The 13,147-nt window shown below is 69.9% G+C and carries 16 protein-coding genes; 6 read left to right on the forward strand and 10 right to left on the reverse strand.

Going from position 1 to position 13,147, the window contains the following annotated elements; genetic code table 11:
* Positions 1 to 2: 2 nt before the first annotated feature.
* The 3 genes from DVK44_RS21745 to DVK44_RS21755 form a co-directional block, all read right to left on the reverse strand.
* On the reverse strand, positions 3 to 818 hold the full coding sequence (locus DVK44_RS21745; protein WP_181957498.1) for a TetR/AcrR family transcriptional regulator: 816 nt from the start codon (positions 816 to 818) through the stop codon (positions 3 to 5).
* 11 nt (positions 819 to 829) lie between these two features.
* Positions 830 to 1,222, reverse strand: a complete 393-nt coding sequence (locus DVK44_RS21750; protein ID WP_228447657.1) for a thiol-disulfide oxidoreductase DCC family protein — start codon at positions 1,220 to 1,222, stop codon at positions 830 to 832.
* Between the two features lie 155 nt (positions 1,223 to 1,377).
* The gene (locus DVK44_RS21755) at positions 1,378 to 1,785 is read right to left on the reverse strand and encodes a hypothetical protein (RefSeq protein WP_114661167.1); all 408 of its coding nucleotides are present in this window, start codon (positions 1,783 to 1,785) and stop codon (positions 1,378 to 1,380) included.
* A 186-nt stretch (positions 1,786 to 1,971) separates the two neighbouring features.
* Between DVK44_RS21755 and DVK44_RS21760 the strand changes: the two genes are divergently transcribed.
* The 3 genes from DVK44_RS21760 to DVK44_RS21770 all read left to right on the forward strand — a co-directional run bounded on the left by DVK44_RS21760 (position 1,972) and on the right by DVK44_RS21770 (position 4,468).
* Positions 1,972 to 2,469, forward strand: a complete 498-nt coding sequence (locus tag DVK44_RS21760; RefSeq protein WP_114661168.1) for a peptidylprolyl isomerase — start codon at positions 1,972 to 1,974, stop codon at positions 2,467 to 2,469.
* A 230-nt stretch (positions 2,470 to 2,699) separates the two neighbouring features.
* Positions 2,700 to 3,323, forward strand: coding sequence for an RNA polymerase sigma factor (locus DVK44_RS21765; RefSeq protein ID WP_114661169.1), 624 nt, complete (start codon positions 2,700 to 2,702; stop codon positions 3,321 to 3,323).
* Positions 3,320 to 4,468, forward strand: a complete 1,149-nt coding sequence (locus DVK44_RS21770) for a CU044_5270 family protein (RefSeq protein WP_114661170.1) — start codon at positions 3,320 to 3,322, stop codon at positions 4,466 to 4,468. Before DVK44_RS21765 ends, DVK44_RS21770 begins: the two co-directional genes overlap by 4 nt.
* A 14-nt stretch (positions 4,469 to 4,482) precedes the next feature.
* On the opposite strand, the gene DVK44_RS21775 is transcribed toward DVK44_RS21770, so the two are convergent.
* Together DVK44_RS21775 and DVK44_RS21780 are read right to left on the reverse strand one after the other, a co-directional pair.
* The gene (locus tag DVK44_RS21775; protein ID WP_114661171.1) at positions 4,483 to 4,692 is read right to left on the reverse strand and encodes a DUF397 domain-containing protein; all 210 of its coding nucleotides are present in this window, start codon (positions 4,690 to 4,692) and stop codon (positions 4,483 to 4,485) included.
* On the reverse strand, positions 4,689 to 5,507 hold the full coding sequence (locus tag DVK44_RS21780) for a helix-turn-helix domain-containing protein (RefSeq protein ID WP_114661172.1): 819 nt from the start codon (positions 5,505 to 5,507) through the stop codon (positions 4,689 to 4,691). Before DVK44_RS21780 ends, DVK44_RS21775 begins: the two co-directional genes overlap by 4 nt.
* A 119-nt stretch (positions 5,508 to 5,626) precedes the next feature.
* Between DVK44_RS21780 and DVK44_RS21785 the strand changes: the two genes are divergently transcribed.
* A complete protein-coding gene (locus tag DVK44_RS21785; RefSeq protein ID WP_114661173.1) occupies positions 5,627 to 5,914 on the forward strand; it encodes a hypothetical protein in 288 nt (95 codons plus the stop codon).
* Between the two features lie 106 nt (positions 5,915 to 6,020).
* Here DVK44_RS21785 and DVK44_RS21790 read toward each other — a convergent pair whose 3' ends face one another.
* From DVK44_RS21790 to DVK44_RS21810, 5 genes are all read right to left on the reverse strand, one after another.
* On the reverse strand, positions 6,021 to 6,809 hold the full coding sequence (locus DVK44_RS21790; protein ID WP_114661174.1) for a succinate dehydrogenase iron-sulfur subunit: 789 nt from the start codon (positions 6,807 to 6,809) through the stop codon (positions 6,021 to 6,023).
* Positions 6,809 to 8,563, reverse strand: coding sequence for a succinate dehydrogenase flavoprotein subunit (gene sdhA, locus DVK44_RS21795; RefSeq protein WP_114661175.1), 1,755 nt, complete (start codon positions 8,561 to 8,563; stop codon positions 6,809 to 6,811). Before sdhA ends, DVK44_RS21790 begins: the two co-directional genes overlap by 1 nt.
* Before the next feature lie 20 nt (positions 8,564 to 8,583).
* On the reverse strand, positions 8,584 to 9,060 hold the full coding sequence (locus DVK44_RS21800; RefSeq protein WP_114661176.1) for a succinate dehydrogenase hydrophobic membrane anchor subunit: 477 nt from the start codon (positions 9,058 to 9,060) through the stop codon (positions 8,584 to 8,586).
* A gap of 8 nt (positions 9,061 to 9,068) precedes the next feature.
* Complete coding sequence (gene sdhC / locus DVK44_RS21805; RefSeq protein ID WP_114661177.1) at positions 9,069 to 9,449, reverse strand: succinate dehydrogenase, cytochrome b556 subunit; 381 nt, start codon at positions 9,447 to 9,449, stop codon at positions 9,069 to 9,071.
* A gap of 168 nt (positions 9,450 to 9,617) precedes the next feature.
* Positions 9,618 to 10,256: a 2-oxo-4-hydroxy-4-carboxy-5-ureidoimidazoline decarboxylase gene (locus DVK44_RS21810; protein WP_114665345.1), complete on the reverse strand. Its 639-nt coding sequence runs from the start codon at positions 10,254 to 10,256 to the stop codon at positions 9,618 to 9,620.
* 417 nt (positions 10,257 to 10,673) lie between these two features.
* On the opposite strand from DVK44_RS21810, the gene DVK44_RS21815 reads away from it, so the two are divergent.
* On the forward strand, positions 10,674 to 12,317 hold the full coding sequence (locus DVK44_RS21815; protein ID WP_114661178.1) for a beta-N-acetylhexosaminidase: 1,644 nt from the start codon (positions 10,674 to 10,676) through the stop codon (positions 12,315 to 12,317).
* A gap of 135 nt (positions 12,318 to 12,452) precedes the next feature.
* Complete coding sequence (locus DVK44_RS21820) at positions 12,453 to 13,043, forward strand: hypothetical protein (protein ID WP_228447309.1); 591 nt, start codon at positions 12,453 to 12,455, stop codon at positions 13,041 to 13,043.
* Positions 13,044 to 13,147 lie beyond the last annotated feature (104 nt).

A 13,147-nucleotide genomic window follows, 5' to 3' on the forward strand; every position in this document is an offset into this window, starting at 1 on the left:
AATCAGGAGTCCCTGCCGGAGCTGTCGGTCCGGTCGGCCGGGTCAGCCGTGTCCGTCCGGCCAGCTCGGTCGGTCCGGCCGGCCCGTGCCGCCGCCGTTTCCGCCATCCCCGGCAGGAACTCCGTGAACAGCTCGTGCACTTCGCGTACGACCGGACGCAGCACCCGGAAGCGCGAGAGCGCGATCGTCCGGGCGGTCAGCCGGGCGCCGCGCAGGGCCAGCCGGCGGGTGCGCGCGCTGTGCGGCGAGCGGTCGTAGACCCAGTACAGGACCAGCCCCATCTGGGCCAGCCACAGCACCTCGGGGAGGGTGTCCGCCAGCTCCTTCGGGATCTTCGTCCGGGAGCCGGCCAGCACCTCGCGGTGGACGGCGATCGCGGCCTCCCGGACCGGCTCCGATTCGGGGGAGAAGGGGCTGAGCGGGCTGTCGGGATCCGCCGCGTTCTTGAAGAACTGCGCGGCGAAGGCGTGGTACGGCTCCGCGATGTCGAGCCAGCCCGTCAGCACCGCGCCGAAGCGTTCCTCCAGACCGGTCTCCCGGTCCAGTACGGGCCGGATCGCCAGCCGGTGTTCGGTGGCGATCCGGTCGTAGAAGCCCTGGACGAGATGTTCCTTCGACGCGAAGTAGTAGTACGCGTTCCCGACGGAGACACCGGCCTCCTTGGCGATGGCCCGCATCGTCGTCTTGTCGTAACCGCGCTCCTTGAAGAGCCGCAGCGCGGTTTCGAGGATGAGGGTGCGGGTCTGCTCGCTCTTCGGAAGAGTCTTCTCGCTCTTCGGGAGGGGGGTCGGGTCCTTCGTGTCCTTCGCGTCCGTCACGGTCCCCGAGCCTAATCCGGCCGGCCGCCGCCCGGCGGCGCGGGCAGCTCGCACGCGTCGTCGCAGGGGGCGGCCGTCAGCGCGCGGTACTTCGCGGCGGCGAGCACACTGACCCGGGCGAACGGCGCGCCCGCCGGGGTGGCCAGCCAGTGTGCCCGGGGCCGGTGTTCGGCCAGCGCCCAGAGGCAGACGATCCAGGCGGCGGTGGCGCGGTAGACCTGGCCGCCGTCCCCGATGACGGTGATCTCCTTGAGCGTGGCGGCGTGGTCGAGGTCCGGGTAGCGCCGCCGCGCCTCCGGTGACGCGGCGGGGACGAAGTCGAGCGGTACGAGCTGGGGCTGCCGGCCGAGCCACTCCCGGACGTGGGCGCAGAGCGGGCAGTTCGCGTCGTACAGGACGGTCAGCCGGAGGACGGGCCGCTGTTGCTGCCCCTGCGCCTGCCTCTGCTGCTGTCCCCAATGCTGCTGGTGCTTCTGGTGGTGCGGTGTCGCGGCCCGGGTCCGTAGCGTGGGCAGTTGCTCCCGCGGCAGGCTCCGCAGGGGTTCGGTGGCCATCGGGCTCACAGCCCGGCGGCCGGCGCGGTCCACGCCTGCGGCGGTACCGGCGGGGTCTGGTGGCGCTCCAGGAGCCCACGCCGGCGCATCTTGTTGAGCACGTACACATTGCCCAGGTGCATGACACCGAGCACGAGCAGGACGACCCCGAGCTTCACTGAGAGCGCCTCGAACAGCCCGCGCGCGTTCGTCACGGCGTCGGCGGCCTTCAGATACAGCGTGACGAAGCCGAGGTTGACCAGGTAGAAGCCGACCACCAGCAGATGGTTGACGGCTTCCGCGAGCTTCTCGTCGCCCTTGAGCACATCGGCGAGAAAGATCCGCCCGTTGCTGCTCAGCGTCCGGGCCACCCACACGGTGAGCGCGACGCTGATCAGCAGGTAGATCACATACGCGACAACAGTGAGGTCCATCCCCCACCCTCCCTTTGAACGTGTTCAAAAAGCTGATGTCCCTGACTCTAGACCCCTTTTTGAACATGTTCAAGTGGTGGTGGGCGTCGTGGAGCGGCGCCCGCGACGCCGTGGCGGCGGAGGGGCGACAGGCTGGGACGAGGGGGGTGTACGCGAGCCGGGAGGCGCAAGTGTCAGGATGGTGACATGACGATTAAGGTCTACTTCGACATCACCATTGACGACGCCCCCGCCGGGCGGATCAACTTCAACCTGTTCGACGACGTCGTGCCCAAGACGGTCGAGAACTTCCGCGCCCTCGCCACCGGCGAGAAGGGCTTCGGCTACGCCGGGTCCTCGTTCCACCGGGTCATCCCGGACTTCATGCTCCAGGGCGGCGACTTCACCGCGGGCAACGGCACGGGCGGCAAGAGCATCTACGGCGAGAAGTTCGCCGACGAGAACTTCACGCTCAAGCACACCAAGCCGGGCCAGCTCTCGATGGCCAACGCGGGCCGGAACACCAACGGCTCGCAGTTCTTCATCACGACCATCGTGACGGACTGGCTCGACAACAAGCACGTCGTGTTCGGTGAGGTCGCGGACGACGAGAGCATGGCCCTCGTCAAGAAGATCGAGGGCTACGGCTCGCGCTCGGGCGCGACCAGCGCCAAGATCACCATCTCCGCCTCCGGCCAGCTCTGACCGTACGGACGGGCTGCGCGCGCGCCGGCTGGTGAACCCCTTCACCGACCGGCGCGCGCAGTCGTTTCCGGAGCGCTCGGGTGTGACCCGGATGGTGTGACGGGGCGGTGTGACGCGGGCCACGGGAACCCCGTGCGAGGTGCGGAGAGGTACCTGCTGTGAGGAGCACCGAACCACCAGACGCCACACCTCTGCGGCCCGCGCCGACGGACCCCGAGCCCCCCGACCCGTTGCGCGCCCGCGTACGGGCGGGTGACCGGGAGGCGTTCGCGGAGCTGTACGACACCCACGCGCGCGCCGTGTACCACCACGCCCTGCGGCTGACCGGCGACTGGTCGACCGCCGAGGAGGTGATGTCCGAGACCTTCCTCGCGGCCTGGCGCGTCCGGGAGCGGCTGGAGCCGGACGGGGGGTCGCTCACACCGTGGCTGTACGGCATCGCCACCCACAAGGCCCACAACGCCAACCGCGGCCTGCGCAGACGCCTCGCCTTCCTGGACCGGCGGCCGTCCCCGCCCCCGGTGGCGGACTTCGCGGAGGAGACGGCCGGCCGGATCGACGACGCGCGCAAGCTCGCCGCGATCCACGGCGCCCTCGGCCAACTGCGCCGTCAGGAGCGGGAGGTGCTCGCGCTGTGCGTCTGGTCCGGCCTCGATTACCGGCAGACCGCGCAGGCGCTCGGCATCCCGGTCGGCACCGTACGCTCGCGGCTCTCGCGCGCCCGCGCCAAGCTCGCCCGCCGGCTTCAACCGGTTCGTCCGGCTGCGGAGAAGACGGAACCGCGCCCTCGCCGCGGAGAGGTGAAGAGTGAAGCCGCGTTCGCGGCTCTGTCCCTGCGGGAGGAACCCCGATGAACGCTGACCGAGGCTCCGACCGGGCCGACACCGAGGCCGAGGCCGATACCAAGGCCGACGCCGAGGCCGTCGCCCGGCTGCTGCCCGCCCCGGCCGAATGGGACCTGCCGCCGGACCGTCACCTCCGTCACAAGGACCGCCTGATGCAGCAGATCGACCACGACCAGCAGTCCACCACCGCGCAGCCGGTCACGGACCCGCCCGCCCGCCGTCCGCGCCTCCGCCGCCCACGCTTCTTCCGCCCCGCCGTGCTGCTGCCCGCCACCGCCCTCGCGCTGTCCGGTGTCCTGCTCGCCACCCTCGCGGCGGGCGGAGACGCCGACCGGGGCCCCGCGGCCCCGGCAGTCGGGAGCGACCGGGCTGGCGGCGCGGCCGTGCTGCTCAACCGGATCGCCGCCGCGTCCATGGCGACTGACGCGACGCCCGTACGGGACGACCAGTTCGTCTACGTCAGAAGTGTGGTCCGGGAGAACGAGGGCACCTTCGAGGGCCCGGTGCAGCTCGGCGCCCCGCACCGGCGGGAGGTCTGGACGGCCCAGGACCCGGCGCCCCTCACCGAGGTCGGGCTGCTCCGCGAGAGCGGCGGCGGTGTCCACCGGTCCGGCCCGGTCGAGGTCGGCGTTCCGGACGGCGCGCCCGCCGGCTCGGGCGGCGTCCCCGCGGGGATCGACCGGCCCACGTACACCTGGCTGGCCTCCCTCCCCACCGACCCCGAGGCGCTGCGCACCCTGCTGTACGAGCGGACGCGGCCGGCCGACGGCGAGACGAGGGACGCCGCCGTCTTCAGCAGGATCGGTGAGCTGGTGGGCGAGACGATCGTGCCGCCCGCGACCGCCGCCGCCTTCTACCGGGTCGTCGCCGGGATCCCCGGGGTGACCGAGGTGCCGGACGCGGTGGACGCGGCGGGCCGCCACGGCGTCGGGATCACCCTGGAGAACACGGGCTTCGCCACCCGCGAGGAGTGGATCTTCGACAGGGAGAGCCTGGCGTACCTCGGCTCCCGCCACTACATCGACAAGAGCGGTACGTGGCGGCGGGGCGACCGGGTCGGCACCCTCTCCGGTGTCACCGCGACCCTGGAACGCGCCGTCGTCGACAAGGCCGGCCAGGCCCCGGCGAAGGCGGCGAGCCGATCGGCCTCCTGACCGGGAGAGGCCGGTCAGGAGACTATGAACTCGCCGCGCTGCAAGGCCCGGATGAACGACGCGAAGGCCCGCGGCGGGAAGACGAGCGCCGGACCGCCCGGGTCCTTGGAGTCCCTGACCGGCACCGAGCGCCCGAACGTATCGCTCACCTCTATGCAGTTGGCGCCGTTGGTGCTGTAACTGCTGCTCCGCCACCCGAGGGAGAGCTGGTTCGTGCGGATCATGACGTGAGTCCTTCCAGATGCGCTCTGATCAGGCCGGCGGACTCGTCGGGTGAGAGGGCCACCGCCCGCAGCAGATCGAAGGAGTAGGTGGCGGTGGCGATCTCATGCGTGTCCAGGGCGGTTCGGCCCTGGGAGAAGCCGTCGACATAGAGCACGTCGGCCCCTTCCTCGAAACTCAGCACGGTGAAGGGGCCGGCGAGCCCGGCATGGGCGGGGACCGTACGCGGCACGACCTGGATCACACAGCGTGGATTCCGCCCTTGTTCGAGCAGGCGCGTGAGCTGGTGACGCATGACGGCGGTGCCGCCGATGGGCCGGAGCAACACGTTCTCGTCCATGACGAACCAGGTACGGGGAGGTGATTCCCGTTCGAATACTTCCTGTCGCGTCATCCGCGCGGCAATGAGTCCGTCGAGATTTTCCGGACGTACCGCGTAGAGCATGGCGCGGGCATATTCCTCCGTCTGGAGAAGCCCGGGAACGATCTGGCTTTCGAATACCCGCATTGCCGTGGCTTCGCGTTCCAGTTCGACGAACGGCAGAAACCACGACGGGTACGCGTACGTGATGACGAGCGGGTACAGCCGTGCGAAATGCCCACCCGTACCGAACGCCCCGTCCAGATCGCAGGCCAGTTCTTCGGAGGGCACCCGCTTGGCCGCCTCCACCTTGGAGATCATCGACTGGGTCGTGTGCGAGCGTGCCGCCGCCTCGTCCTGGGAGACTCCCGCCCCCTGCCGAATACGCTTCAACTCGCTGCCGAAAAAGGCGAGAAGCGAGGAAGTGGGGTCGGGAGCATCGGTCTCTGCCGTCATCTGCGCGTTCCTTCGTCATGACCAACGCCATGTCATGGGCTGATGCCTGGTAAACGTGCTCGCGGATACCGAAGCTTGAAGACGGAAAGCGAGAACGGATAACGGAAGGTACATCTCCCATGGGTGAGCGAACCACCGATACGGGGACCGATGACCCGGAAGAGCGAGGCGGCGCGGGCCGCAGCGACGCGCGGGAGAGGCTCTCGCTGCTCATGGAGACCTTCGGCGCGGACGGCGCGCTCGTCGTCGGCTGGGACGAGCCCATCGAGGAGGACAGCTACCCGGCGCCCGCCCCGGGAGCGTCGCCCGACTGGCCCGCCTGCCGGTGCGGCGGCCCCAAGTGCCGCCCCGACGACTGGATTCCGGAGAAGTCAGGCGCGGACGGCCCCCAGGAGAGGGACGACTGAGGGGACGCGCACCCGGCTCCCGGCACGCCGGAGGCCCGTCTCCGTACGTACGGAAACGGGCCTCCGGCCAACAGCTTTGACCGTACGGTCAGAAGCGGCGGAGCCGTCAGAAGCGGCGCGTGATCAGCGCGCGCTTGACTTCCTGGATCGCCTTCGTGACCTCGATACCGCGCGGGCAGGCGTCCGTGCAGTTGAACGTCGTGCGGCAACGCCACACGCCGTCCTTGTCGTTGAGGATCTCCAGCCGCTGCTCCCCCGCCTCGTCACGCGAGTCGAAGATGAAGCGGTGCGCGTTGACGATCGCGGCCGGACCGAAGTACTGGCCGTCGTTCCAGAACACCGGGCACGACGACGTGCACGCCGCGCACAGGATGCACTTGGTGGTGTCGTCGAAGCGCTCGCGGTCCTCGGCGGACTGGAGGCGCTCCCGCGTCGGCTCGTTGCCGGTGGTGACGAGGAAGGGCATCACATCGCGGTACGCCTGGAAGAACGGGTCCATGTCGACGATCAGGTCCTTGAGGACCGTCAGCCCCTTGATGGGCTCGATCGTGACGGGCTTGGTGACCGTCCCGTGCTTGTCGACCGAGATCAGGTCCTTGATCAGCGTCTTGCACGCCAGCCGGTTGCGGCCGTTGATCCGCATCGCGTCCGAGCCGCAGATGCCGTGCGCGCAGGAGCGCCGGAAGGTGAGTGTGCCGTCGACATCCCACTTGATCTTGTGGAGGGCGTCGAGGACACGCTCCTTGGGGTCGATGTCGATCCGGAAGTCCTGCCACTGGACCTCGTCGGAGACCTCCGGGTTGAACCGGCGGATCCGGAACGTGACCGCGATGAGGTGGGAGGAGGTGGAGTCCGCCTCCAGCGCCTCCAGCTTGTCCATGGTCGGGGTAGCCATCAGTACTTACGCTCCATCGGCTGGTAGCGGGTCTGGACGACCGGCTTGTAGTCGAGCCGGATCGACTCGGCGCCGTCGTCGCCCACCTCGCGGTACGCCATGGTGTGGCGCATGAAGTTGACGTCGTCGCGGTTCGGGAAGTCCTCGCGGTAGTGACCGCCGCGCGACTCCTTGCGGGCGAGCGCGGACACGGCCATGACCTCGGCCAGGTCCAGCAGATTGCCCAGCTCGATGGCCTCCAGCAGGTCCGTGTTGAAGCGGCGGCCCTTGTCCTGGACGGAGACGTTCAGATAGCGCTCGCGCAGCTCGCCGATCTTCGCCACGGCGGTTTTGATCGTCTGCTCGGTACGGAACACCATCACGTTGGCGTCCATGCACTCCTGGAGCTCCAGGCGCAGCTCGGCGACCCGCTCCTTGCCCGTCGACTCGCGCAGCCGCTCGACCTGGGCCTGGACCAGCTCGGCCGGGTTGTCGGGCAGCTCGACGTAGTCGTGCTTCGCGGCGTACTCGGCGGCGGCGATACCGGACCGGCGGCCGAAGACGTTGATGTCCAGCAGCGAGTTGGTGCCGAGACGGTTGGCGCCGTGCACGGAGACGCAGGCGACCTCGCCGGCCGCGTACAGACCCGGGACGACCGTGGTGTTGTCCGCGAGGACCTCACCCTGGACGTTGGTGGGGATGCCGCCCATGGCGTAGTGCGCGGTCGGCTGGATCGGGATCGGGTCCGTGTACGGCTCGATGCCCAGATATGTCCGCGCGAACTCGGTGATGTCGGGCAGCTTGGCGTCCAGCTGCTCCGGCGGCAGGTGCGTGAGGTCGAGGTAGACGTGGTCGCCCTCGGGACCGCAGCCGCGGCCCTCGCGGATCTCCGTGTAGATGGAGCGCGAGACGACATCGCGGGAGGCGAGGTCCTTCATGACGGGCGCGTACTTCTCCATGAAGCGCTCGCCGTCCTTGTTGCGGAGGATGCCGCCCTCACCGCGGGCGCCCTCCGTCAGCAGGATGCCCATGCGCCAGATGCCCGTCGGGTGGAACTGGAAGAACTCCATGTCCTCCAGGGGCAGCCCGCGCCGGTAGCAGGCGGCCTGTCCGTCACCGGTCAGGGTGTGCGCGTTCGAGGTCACCTTGAAGAACTTGCCGGTGCCGCCGGACGCGTAGATCACGGCCTTCGCCTGGAAGACATGGATCTCGCCGGTGGCCAGCTCGTACGCGACGACGCCGGCGGACACCTTCACGCCGTCGACCTCGGTCAGCAGCTGGTCCAGGACGTAGAACTCGTTGAAGAACTCCACACCCTCCTTGACGCAGTTCTGGTACAGCGTCTGGAGGATCATGTGTCCCGTACGGTCCGCGGCGTAGCAGGACCGGCGGACCGGGGCCTCACCGTGGTTGCGGGAGTGACCGCCGAAGCGGCGCTGGTCGATGGTGCCGTCCGGGGTGCGGTTGAACGGCAGGCCCATCTTCTCCAGGTCGAGGACCGCGTCGATGGCCTCCTTCGCCAGGATCTCGGCGGCGTCCTGGTCGACCAGGTAGTCGCCGCCCTTGATCGTGTCGAAGGTGTGCCACTCCCAGTTGTCCTCCTCCACGTTGGCGAGCGCGGCGGCCATGCCGCCCTGCGCCGCGCCCGTGTGGGAGCGGGTGGGGTAGAGCTTCGTCAGTACGGCGGTACGGCTGCGCTTGGTCGACTCGATGGCCGCGCGCATACCGGCGCCACCGGCGCCGACGATGACGGTGTCGTATTTATGGATCTTCATTGGTGTCGTCAGCCCCGGCTTTAGCGGATGTTCGGGTCGAAGGTGAAGATCACCAGCGAGCCGAGGAGGATGGTGAACACCGTGGCGGTGTACAGCAGGCCCTTCAGCCACAGGCGCGTGTTGGCGCGCTCCGCGTAGTCGTTGATGATCGTGCGCAGGCCGTTGCCGCCGTGCAGCATGGCCAGCCACAGCATCAGCAGATCCCAGACCTGCCAGAACGGGGAGGCCCAGCGGCCCGCCACGAAGGCGAAGCCGATCTTGGACACACCGCCGTCGAGGACGAGCTGGATGAGCAGGTGGCCGATGACCAGCACGACCAGCACGACACCCGAGAGGCGCATGAAGAGCCACGCGGCCATCTCGAAGTTGCCGCGGGTCGATTTGGGCGTTTTGGCGGTACGTTTCCTCGGCGCTTCGATGACCGGGGCCGGGAAATCGGCGTCGTACAGGCTCTCGCTCTCGACGGCGCCGATCGCGGAGGAGGTCTCAGTGGACATGCGGTCTCTCAGCTCCCGAAGACTTCGCGTACGGCGTGGCCGAGCACGGGGTAGAGGGCGCCGATCATCAGGACGACCCAGATGCCCACGGCGGACCAGAGCATCTGCTTCTGGTAGCGGGGGCCCTTGGACCAGAAGTCCACGGCGATGACACGCAGGCCGTTGAGCGCGTGGAAGAGGATGGCGGCCACGAGGCCGTACTCCAGCAGCGCGACGAGCGGTGTCTTGTAGGTCGCGACGACATCGTCGTACGCCTCGGGCGAGACCCGCACGAGAGCGGTGTCCAGTACATGTACGAACAGGAAGAAGAAGATGAGCACGCCGGTGACTCGATGAGCCACCCACGACCACATTCCTTCCCGGCCGCGGTACAGCGTTCCAGCCGGCACGGAAAAACCCTCCGGGAGCGGGGATCGGGGCCGGCCGCCATCTTCTACTCAATCAAGCACAGTGGTGTCGGTCGCGCCCGGCCGGGTACGGTCCACCGGCCCCGGCCATCGTAGCGACGAGTTGTCGGTTCGTTCGCGCGGGGTACCCCGGTGTGATCAAACACGCAATCAAACGGCCACTGATGGGCTATCCGGACACCCCGGAGAGGGCTCGGGCAGCCCCGCGCGGGCCGGGCGCCGGCCCGGCTGCTCCGGCGGGCCCGCGATCAGCCGGGTGATCCGGCTCCGGGCGAGCCGGCGCAGCTCGTCGGCGGCGACGGACCGCTCGTGGTCGGGGTCATGGGCGAGCCGGGCGCGTACGGCGGCCAGGACATGGTCGAGGGACTCCTCGGGCCGGTGGCCGTCGAGGCTGATCACGAAGGCGTGGCCGAACCGGCTCTCGTACGCGGCGTGCGCGGCGCGCAGCGCGGTCCGGGCGGCGGCCGGGGCACCGGGGGGCGGTCCGGCGGGCGACTCGGCGGCGAGCGCCTCGGCGAGATCGGCGAAGGAGAGGTCGTAACCCGCCTCGTCGGAGGCCGCGAGCAGCACGTCCAGCTCCGCGTACGGGCGGTGCGCGGCGAGCCGCTGGGCCCAGCGGCGGCTGCCGAGGCAGCCGAGCAGCGCGGCCTCGGCGGCGGCGGACGGGGCGGCGTTGAGGCGGCGGAGGCCGTGCGGAGTGCCTGTCGGGCGGCCGGTCGGGGTGGTGGCCGGGGTGGCCGGGGTGGTCGGAGGGCAGGTCGGGTGGCCGGCCTGGGATGCGCGGTACAGCGGGTGCTCCTCGACGGGCTGCGGACGGGCTGCCGGACGGGTCCGGTCAGGTGCGGGCGTGACGGGGCGACACGGCGGATGCGGGGGCGTTGGGCAGACGGCAGACGTAAGGGCAGACGTGTGTGAGCGCGCGAAGGTTGCGTGAAGACGGCCGAGTGGGTGAGCGGGATGGGGCCGTCGCGCCGTAAACGCTATCGACGCTCGGACGGGGATTCCCGTAACCCACTCGCATGTCACCCGGACGGGAGAGTTTCGACGCGCGGGGTGGACGGCGCCGTGGGACCTTCGCCGTAGCGCGTCATGCTTCCGCCGCAGGTCGTACCCGCCGTACCCGCAGCACACGGGCGCGTCCCGCGTACCTGTCGTACGTATGTACGTTTGCGGCTGGCTCCATTCGTACCAGGGAGGTTCTACGTGATGAGGTCATCTCCGGGTGCCCGGATAGCCGGCGCGATCGTCGTGCTGGCCACTGCCACGACGGTCGCGGCCTGCGGATCGGGGGGCGGGGGAGGGTCGGCGACGGGCGACGGATCCTCGGACGGCGCACTCTCGGCGCGCGCCTCCGACGCCGCCACGGCGGCCGACCCCTCGGCCACCCCCTCACCCACTCGGTCGTACGCCCTCTCCACCGCCCCGCGCTCCATACCCTCCGTACGCACCCACGAGCCCGCCCGGGGCCCCGGCTGGCGGCCCGGCAAGAACAGCGGTGTCGTCCTGGCGAAGGGCAGCGACTCCCTGGCCGGCGAGGGGAAGCTGCTCTCCCAGGAGCTGAAGATCGCCTACCGGGGGACCGCCGCCGCCCGCGCCGGCGATGTCGAACTGGCCCTCGGCGGCAGTGGCTCCGGAGCCGGCGCGGCCGAGTCGTACACCCTCACCACCGGCGACGGCCGCGTCCGGATCACCGGACCCGACCGGGCCGGAGTCTTCTACGGCACCCGCACCCTCAAGCAGTCCCTGCGCGCCGACGGTGTGATGCCCGAGGGCGTCGTACACGACAGCCCGGCGCGCGCCGAGCGCGGACTCAACCTCGACATCGCACGTAAGTACTACAGCCCCGGCTGGATCGAGGCCCGGCTGCGCGAGATGGCCGACCTCAAGATGAACACGCTGGGGCTGCACTTCTCCGACGACCAGGGCTTCCGTATCGAGTCCAGCTCGCACCCGGAGATCGTCTCCGCACAGCATCTCTCCAAGGCCGAGGTCCGTAAGATCCTCGCCCTGGCCGACCAGCTGCACATCACCGTCGTCCCGGAGATCGACTCACCGGGACACCTCGGCGCGGTCCTGCGCGCGCACCCCGATCTCCAGCTGCGCAACGCGAGCGGCAAGGCGACCCAGGGCGCGATCGACATCTCGAAACCCGCCTCCGCGAAGATCGTCGACGATCTCGACCGCGAGTTCGCCGCGCTCTTCAAGGGGCCGTACTGGAACCTCGGCGCGGACGAGTACCAGGCGCTGGTGGTCCGTGACCCGGAGGCGTCGTATCCGGCGCTGGCCCGGCTCGCGGTCCAGAAGTACGGCGCGGGCGCGCGAGTCCAGGATCTGACGACCGCGTGGACGAACGACCGGGCGGCGGCGCTCAAGTCGTACAAGAAGAAGTTCAAGGTCTGGAACGACGGGCTCTTCCGGGGCGGGATCGTCAAGGCGAACCCGGCCTTCGAGGTCCAGTACTGGACGGGCAAGGAGCTGGGCGCGCGGCAGCCGCAGGAGTATCTGGACGAGGGGCGCCAGGTCGTGAACTTCAACGACGAGTACCTCTACTACGTCCTCGGCCAGCCGAACGCCTTCGTCTACCCGACCGGCCAGCGGATCTACGAGCAGTGGACCCCGCTGGTGCTGCGCGGCACGAAGCCGGTGCCCGCGGCGCACGAGAAGCAGATCCGCGGCGGTGTCTTCGCCATCTGGGGCGACTTCCCGAACGCGCAGACGGAGGCGCAGGTGGCGGCCGGGATCAAGCTGCCGCTGGCGGCGACGGCGGAGAAGACCTGGAACCCGGACAAACCGAAGCTGAGCTGGAGCCAGTTCAAGGCGCTCGACGCGAAGGTGAGTCAGTCGGGCTGAGCGTGCCGCCCTCAAGGGGAGGGAACTCCTCCTCTTGAGGGCAATGTGTGATGGCCTCGTGATGGATCCATGCCGAACGGGCCGAGGGGATCCCGGCCGGGTGAGGGTGGAGTCCCGAGCAGGGGGGATGCGGATATGAGTACGGGTACGGGTACGGACGCGGGAGCGGACGAGGGCGCCGGCGTGGGTACGGACGCGGGCGCGGGCTTCTGGGGCTACTTCCTCGCCGGCCGCAGCGACCGGCCGCTCGCCGAACTGCCGGCACTGGCCGCCGTACGGGACGAGCTGACCTGCCACGAACGGCGGCCGGACGGCTGGCAGGTGTGGCGTCGTACCGGCGAACCCGACATCGGCGGCATGGGGGCGCTGGCCCGCGCCATGGGGTCGCCGGTCGTCTTCGGCTTCATCATGGGCGGCGAGTGTGTGGCGGTGGAAGCGGCGGCGCCCGTCAGTGGATCCTGGTACGCGTGCCTCGCGCGCGAGCCGATGGTCCAGCACCTCGCGGCGAGCGGCCTCGTCCTCGAGGAGGTGTTCCTGCCGGCCGAGGACGCGGCGCGCCGGGCGGTCGACTGGGCGGTCGAGGCGGGCGCCACGGTGGAGCCGGGCCCGCTGCTCGATGTGCTGCATCTGGCACGGCCGGAGCCGGGCGCGGACGCGACGGAGCTGTTCTTCCGGCTGCTGGACGGGCTGGGCGTGCCGAAGGGGGCGTCGGGAGACACCAACTGACTGAGGAATTAATACGGTTCACGCCGATCCGCCCCTTTGCGTAACGCTATGACCGCCCTGTCTGGTCCAGACCTGATCCGTGCCGCGTCTACGCGCGGAGCACG

It is taken from the genome of Streptomyces paludis, from assembly GCF_003344965.1.
Lineage (GTDB): Bacteria > Actinomycetota > Actinomycetes > Streptomycetales > Streptomycetaceae > Streptomyces > Streptomyces paludis.

Excerpts from the sequence above, each read along its gene's own strand:
- DVK44_RS21760 (WP_114661168.1), top strand. The coding sequence starts at position 1,972 with ATGACGATTAAGGTCTACTTCGACATCACCATTGACGACGCCCCCGCC.
- DVK44_RS21755 (WP_114661167.1), bottom strand. The coding sequence starts at position 1,785 with ATGGACCTCACTGTTGTCGCGTATGTGATCTACCTGCTGATCAGCGTC.
- DVK44_RS21775 (WP_114661171.1), bottom strand. The coding sequence starts at position 4,692 with ATGATCCGCACGAACCAGCTCTCCCTCGGGTGGCGGAGCAGCAGTTAC.
- DVK44_RS21790 (WP_114661174.1), bottom strand. The coding sequence starts at position 6,809 with ATGGCTACCCCGACCATGGACAAGCTGGAGGCGCTGGAGGCGGACTCC.
- DVK44_RS21820 (WP_228447309.1), top strand. The coding sequence starts at position 12,453 with ATGAGTACGGGTACGGGTACGGACGCGGGAGCGGACGAGGGCGCCGGC.
- DVK44_RS21815 (WP_114661178.1), top strand. The coding sequence starts at position 10,674 with ATGAGGTCATCTCCGGGTGCCCGGATAGCCGGCGCGATCGTCGTGCTG.
- DVK44_RS21770 (WP_114661170.1), top strand. The coding sequence starts at position 3,320 with ATGAACGCTGACCGAGGCTCCGACCGGGCCGACACCGAGGCCGAGGCC.
- DVK44_RS21785 (WP_114661173.1), top strand. The coding sequence starts at position 5,627 with ATGGGTGAGCGAACCACCGATACGGGGACCGATGACCCGGAAGAGCGA.
- DVK44_RS21800 (WP_114661176.1), bottom strand. The coding sequence starts at position 9,060 with ATGTCCACTGAGACCTCCTCCGCGATCGGCGCCGTCGAGAGCGAGAGC.
- sdhA (WP_114661175.1), bottom strand. The coding sequence starts at position 8,563 with ATGAAGATCCATAAATACGACACCGTCATCGTCGGCGCCGGTGGCGCC.
- DVK44_RS21780 (WP_114661172.1), bottom strand. The coding sequence starts at position 5,507 with ATGACGGCAGAGACCGATGCTCCCGACCCCACTTCCTCGCTTCTCGCC.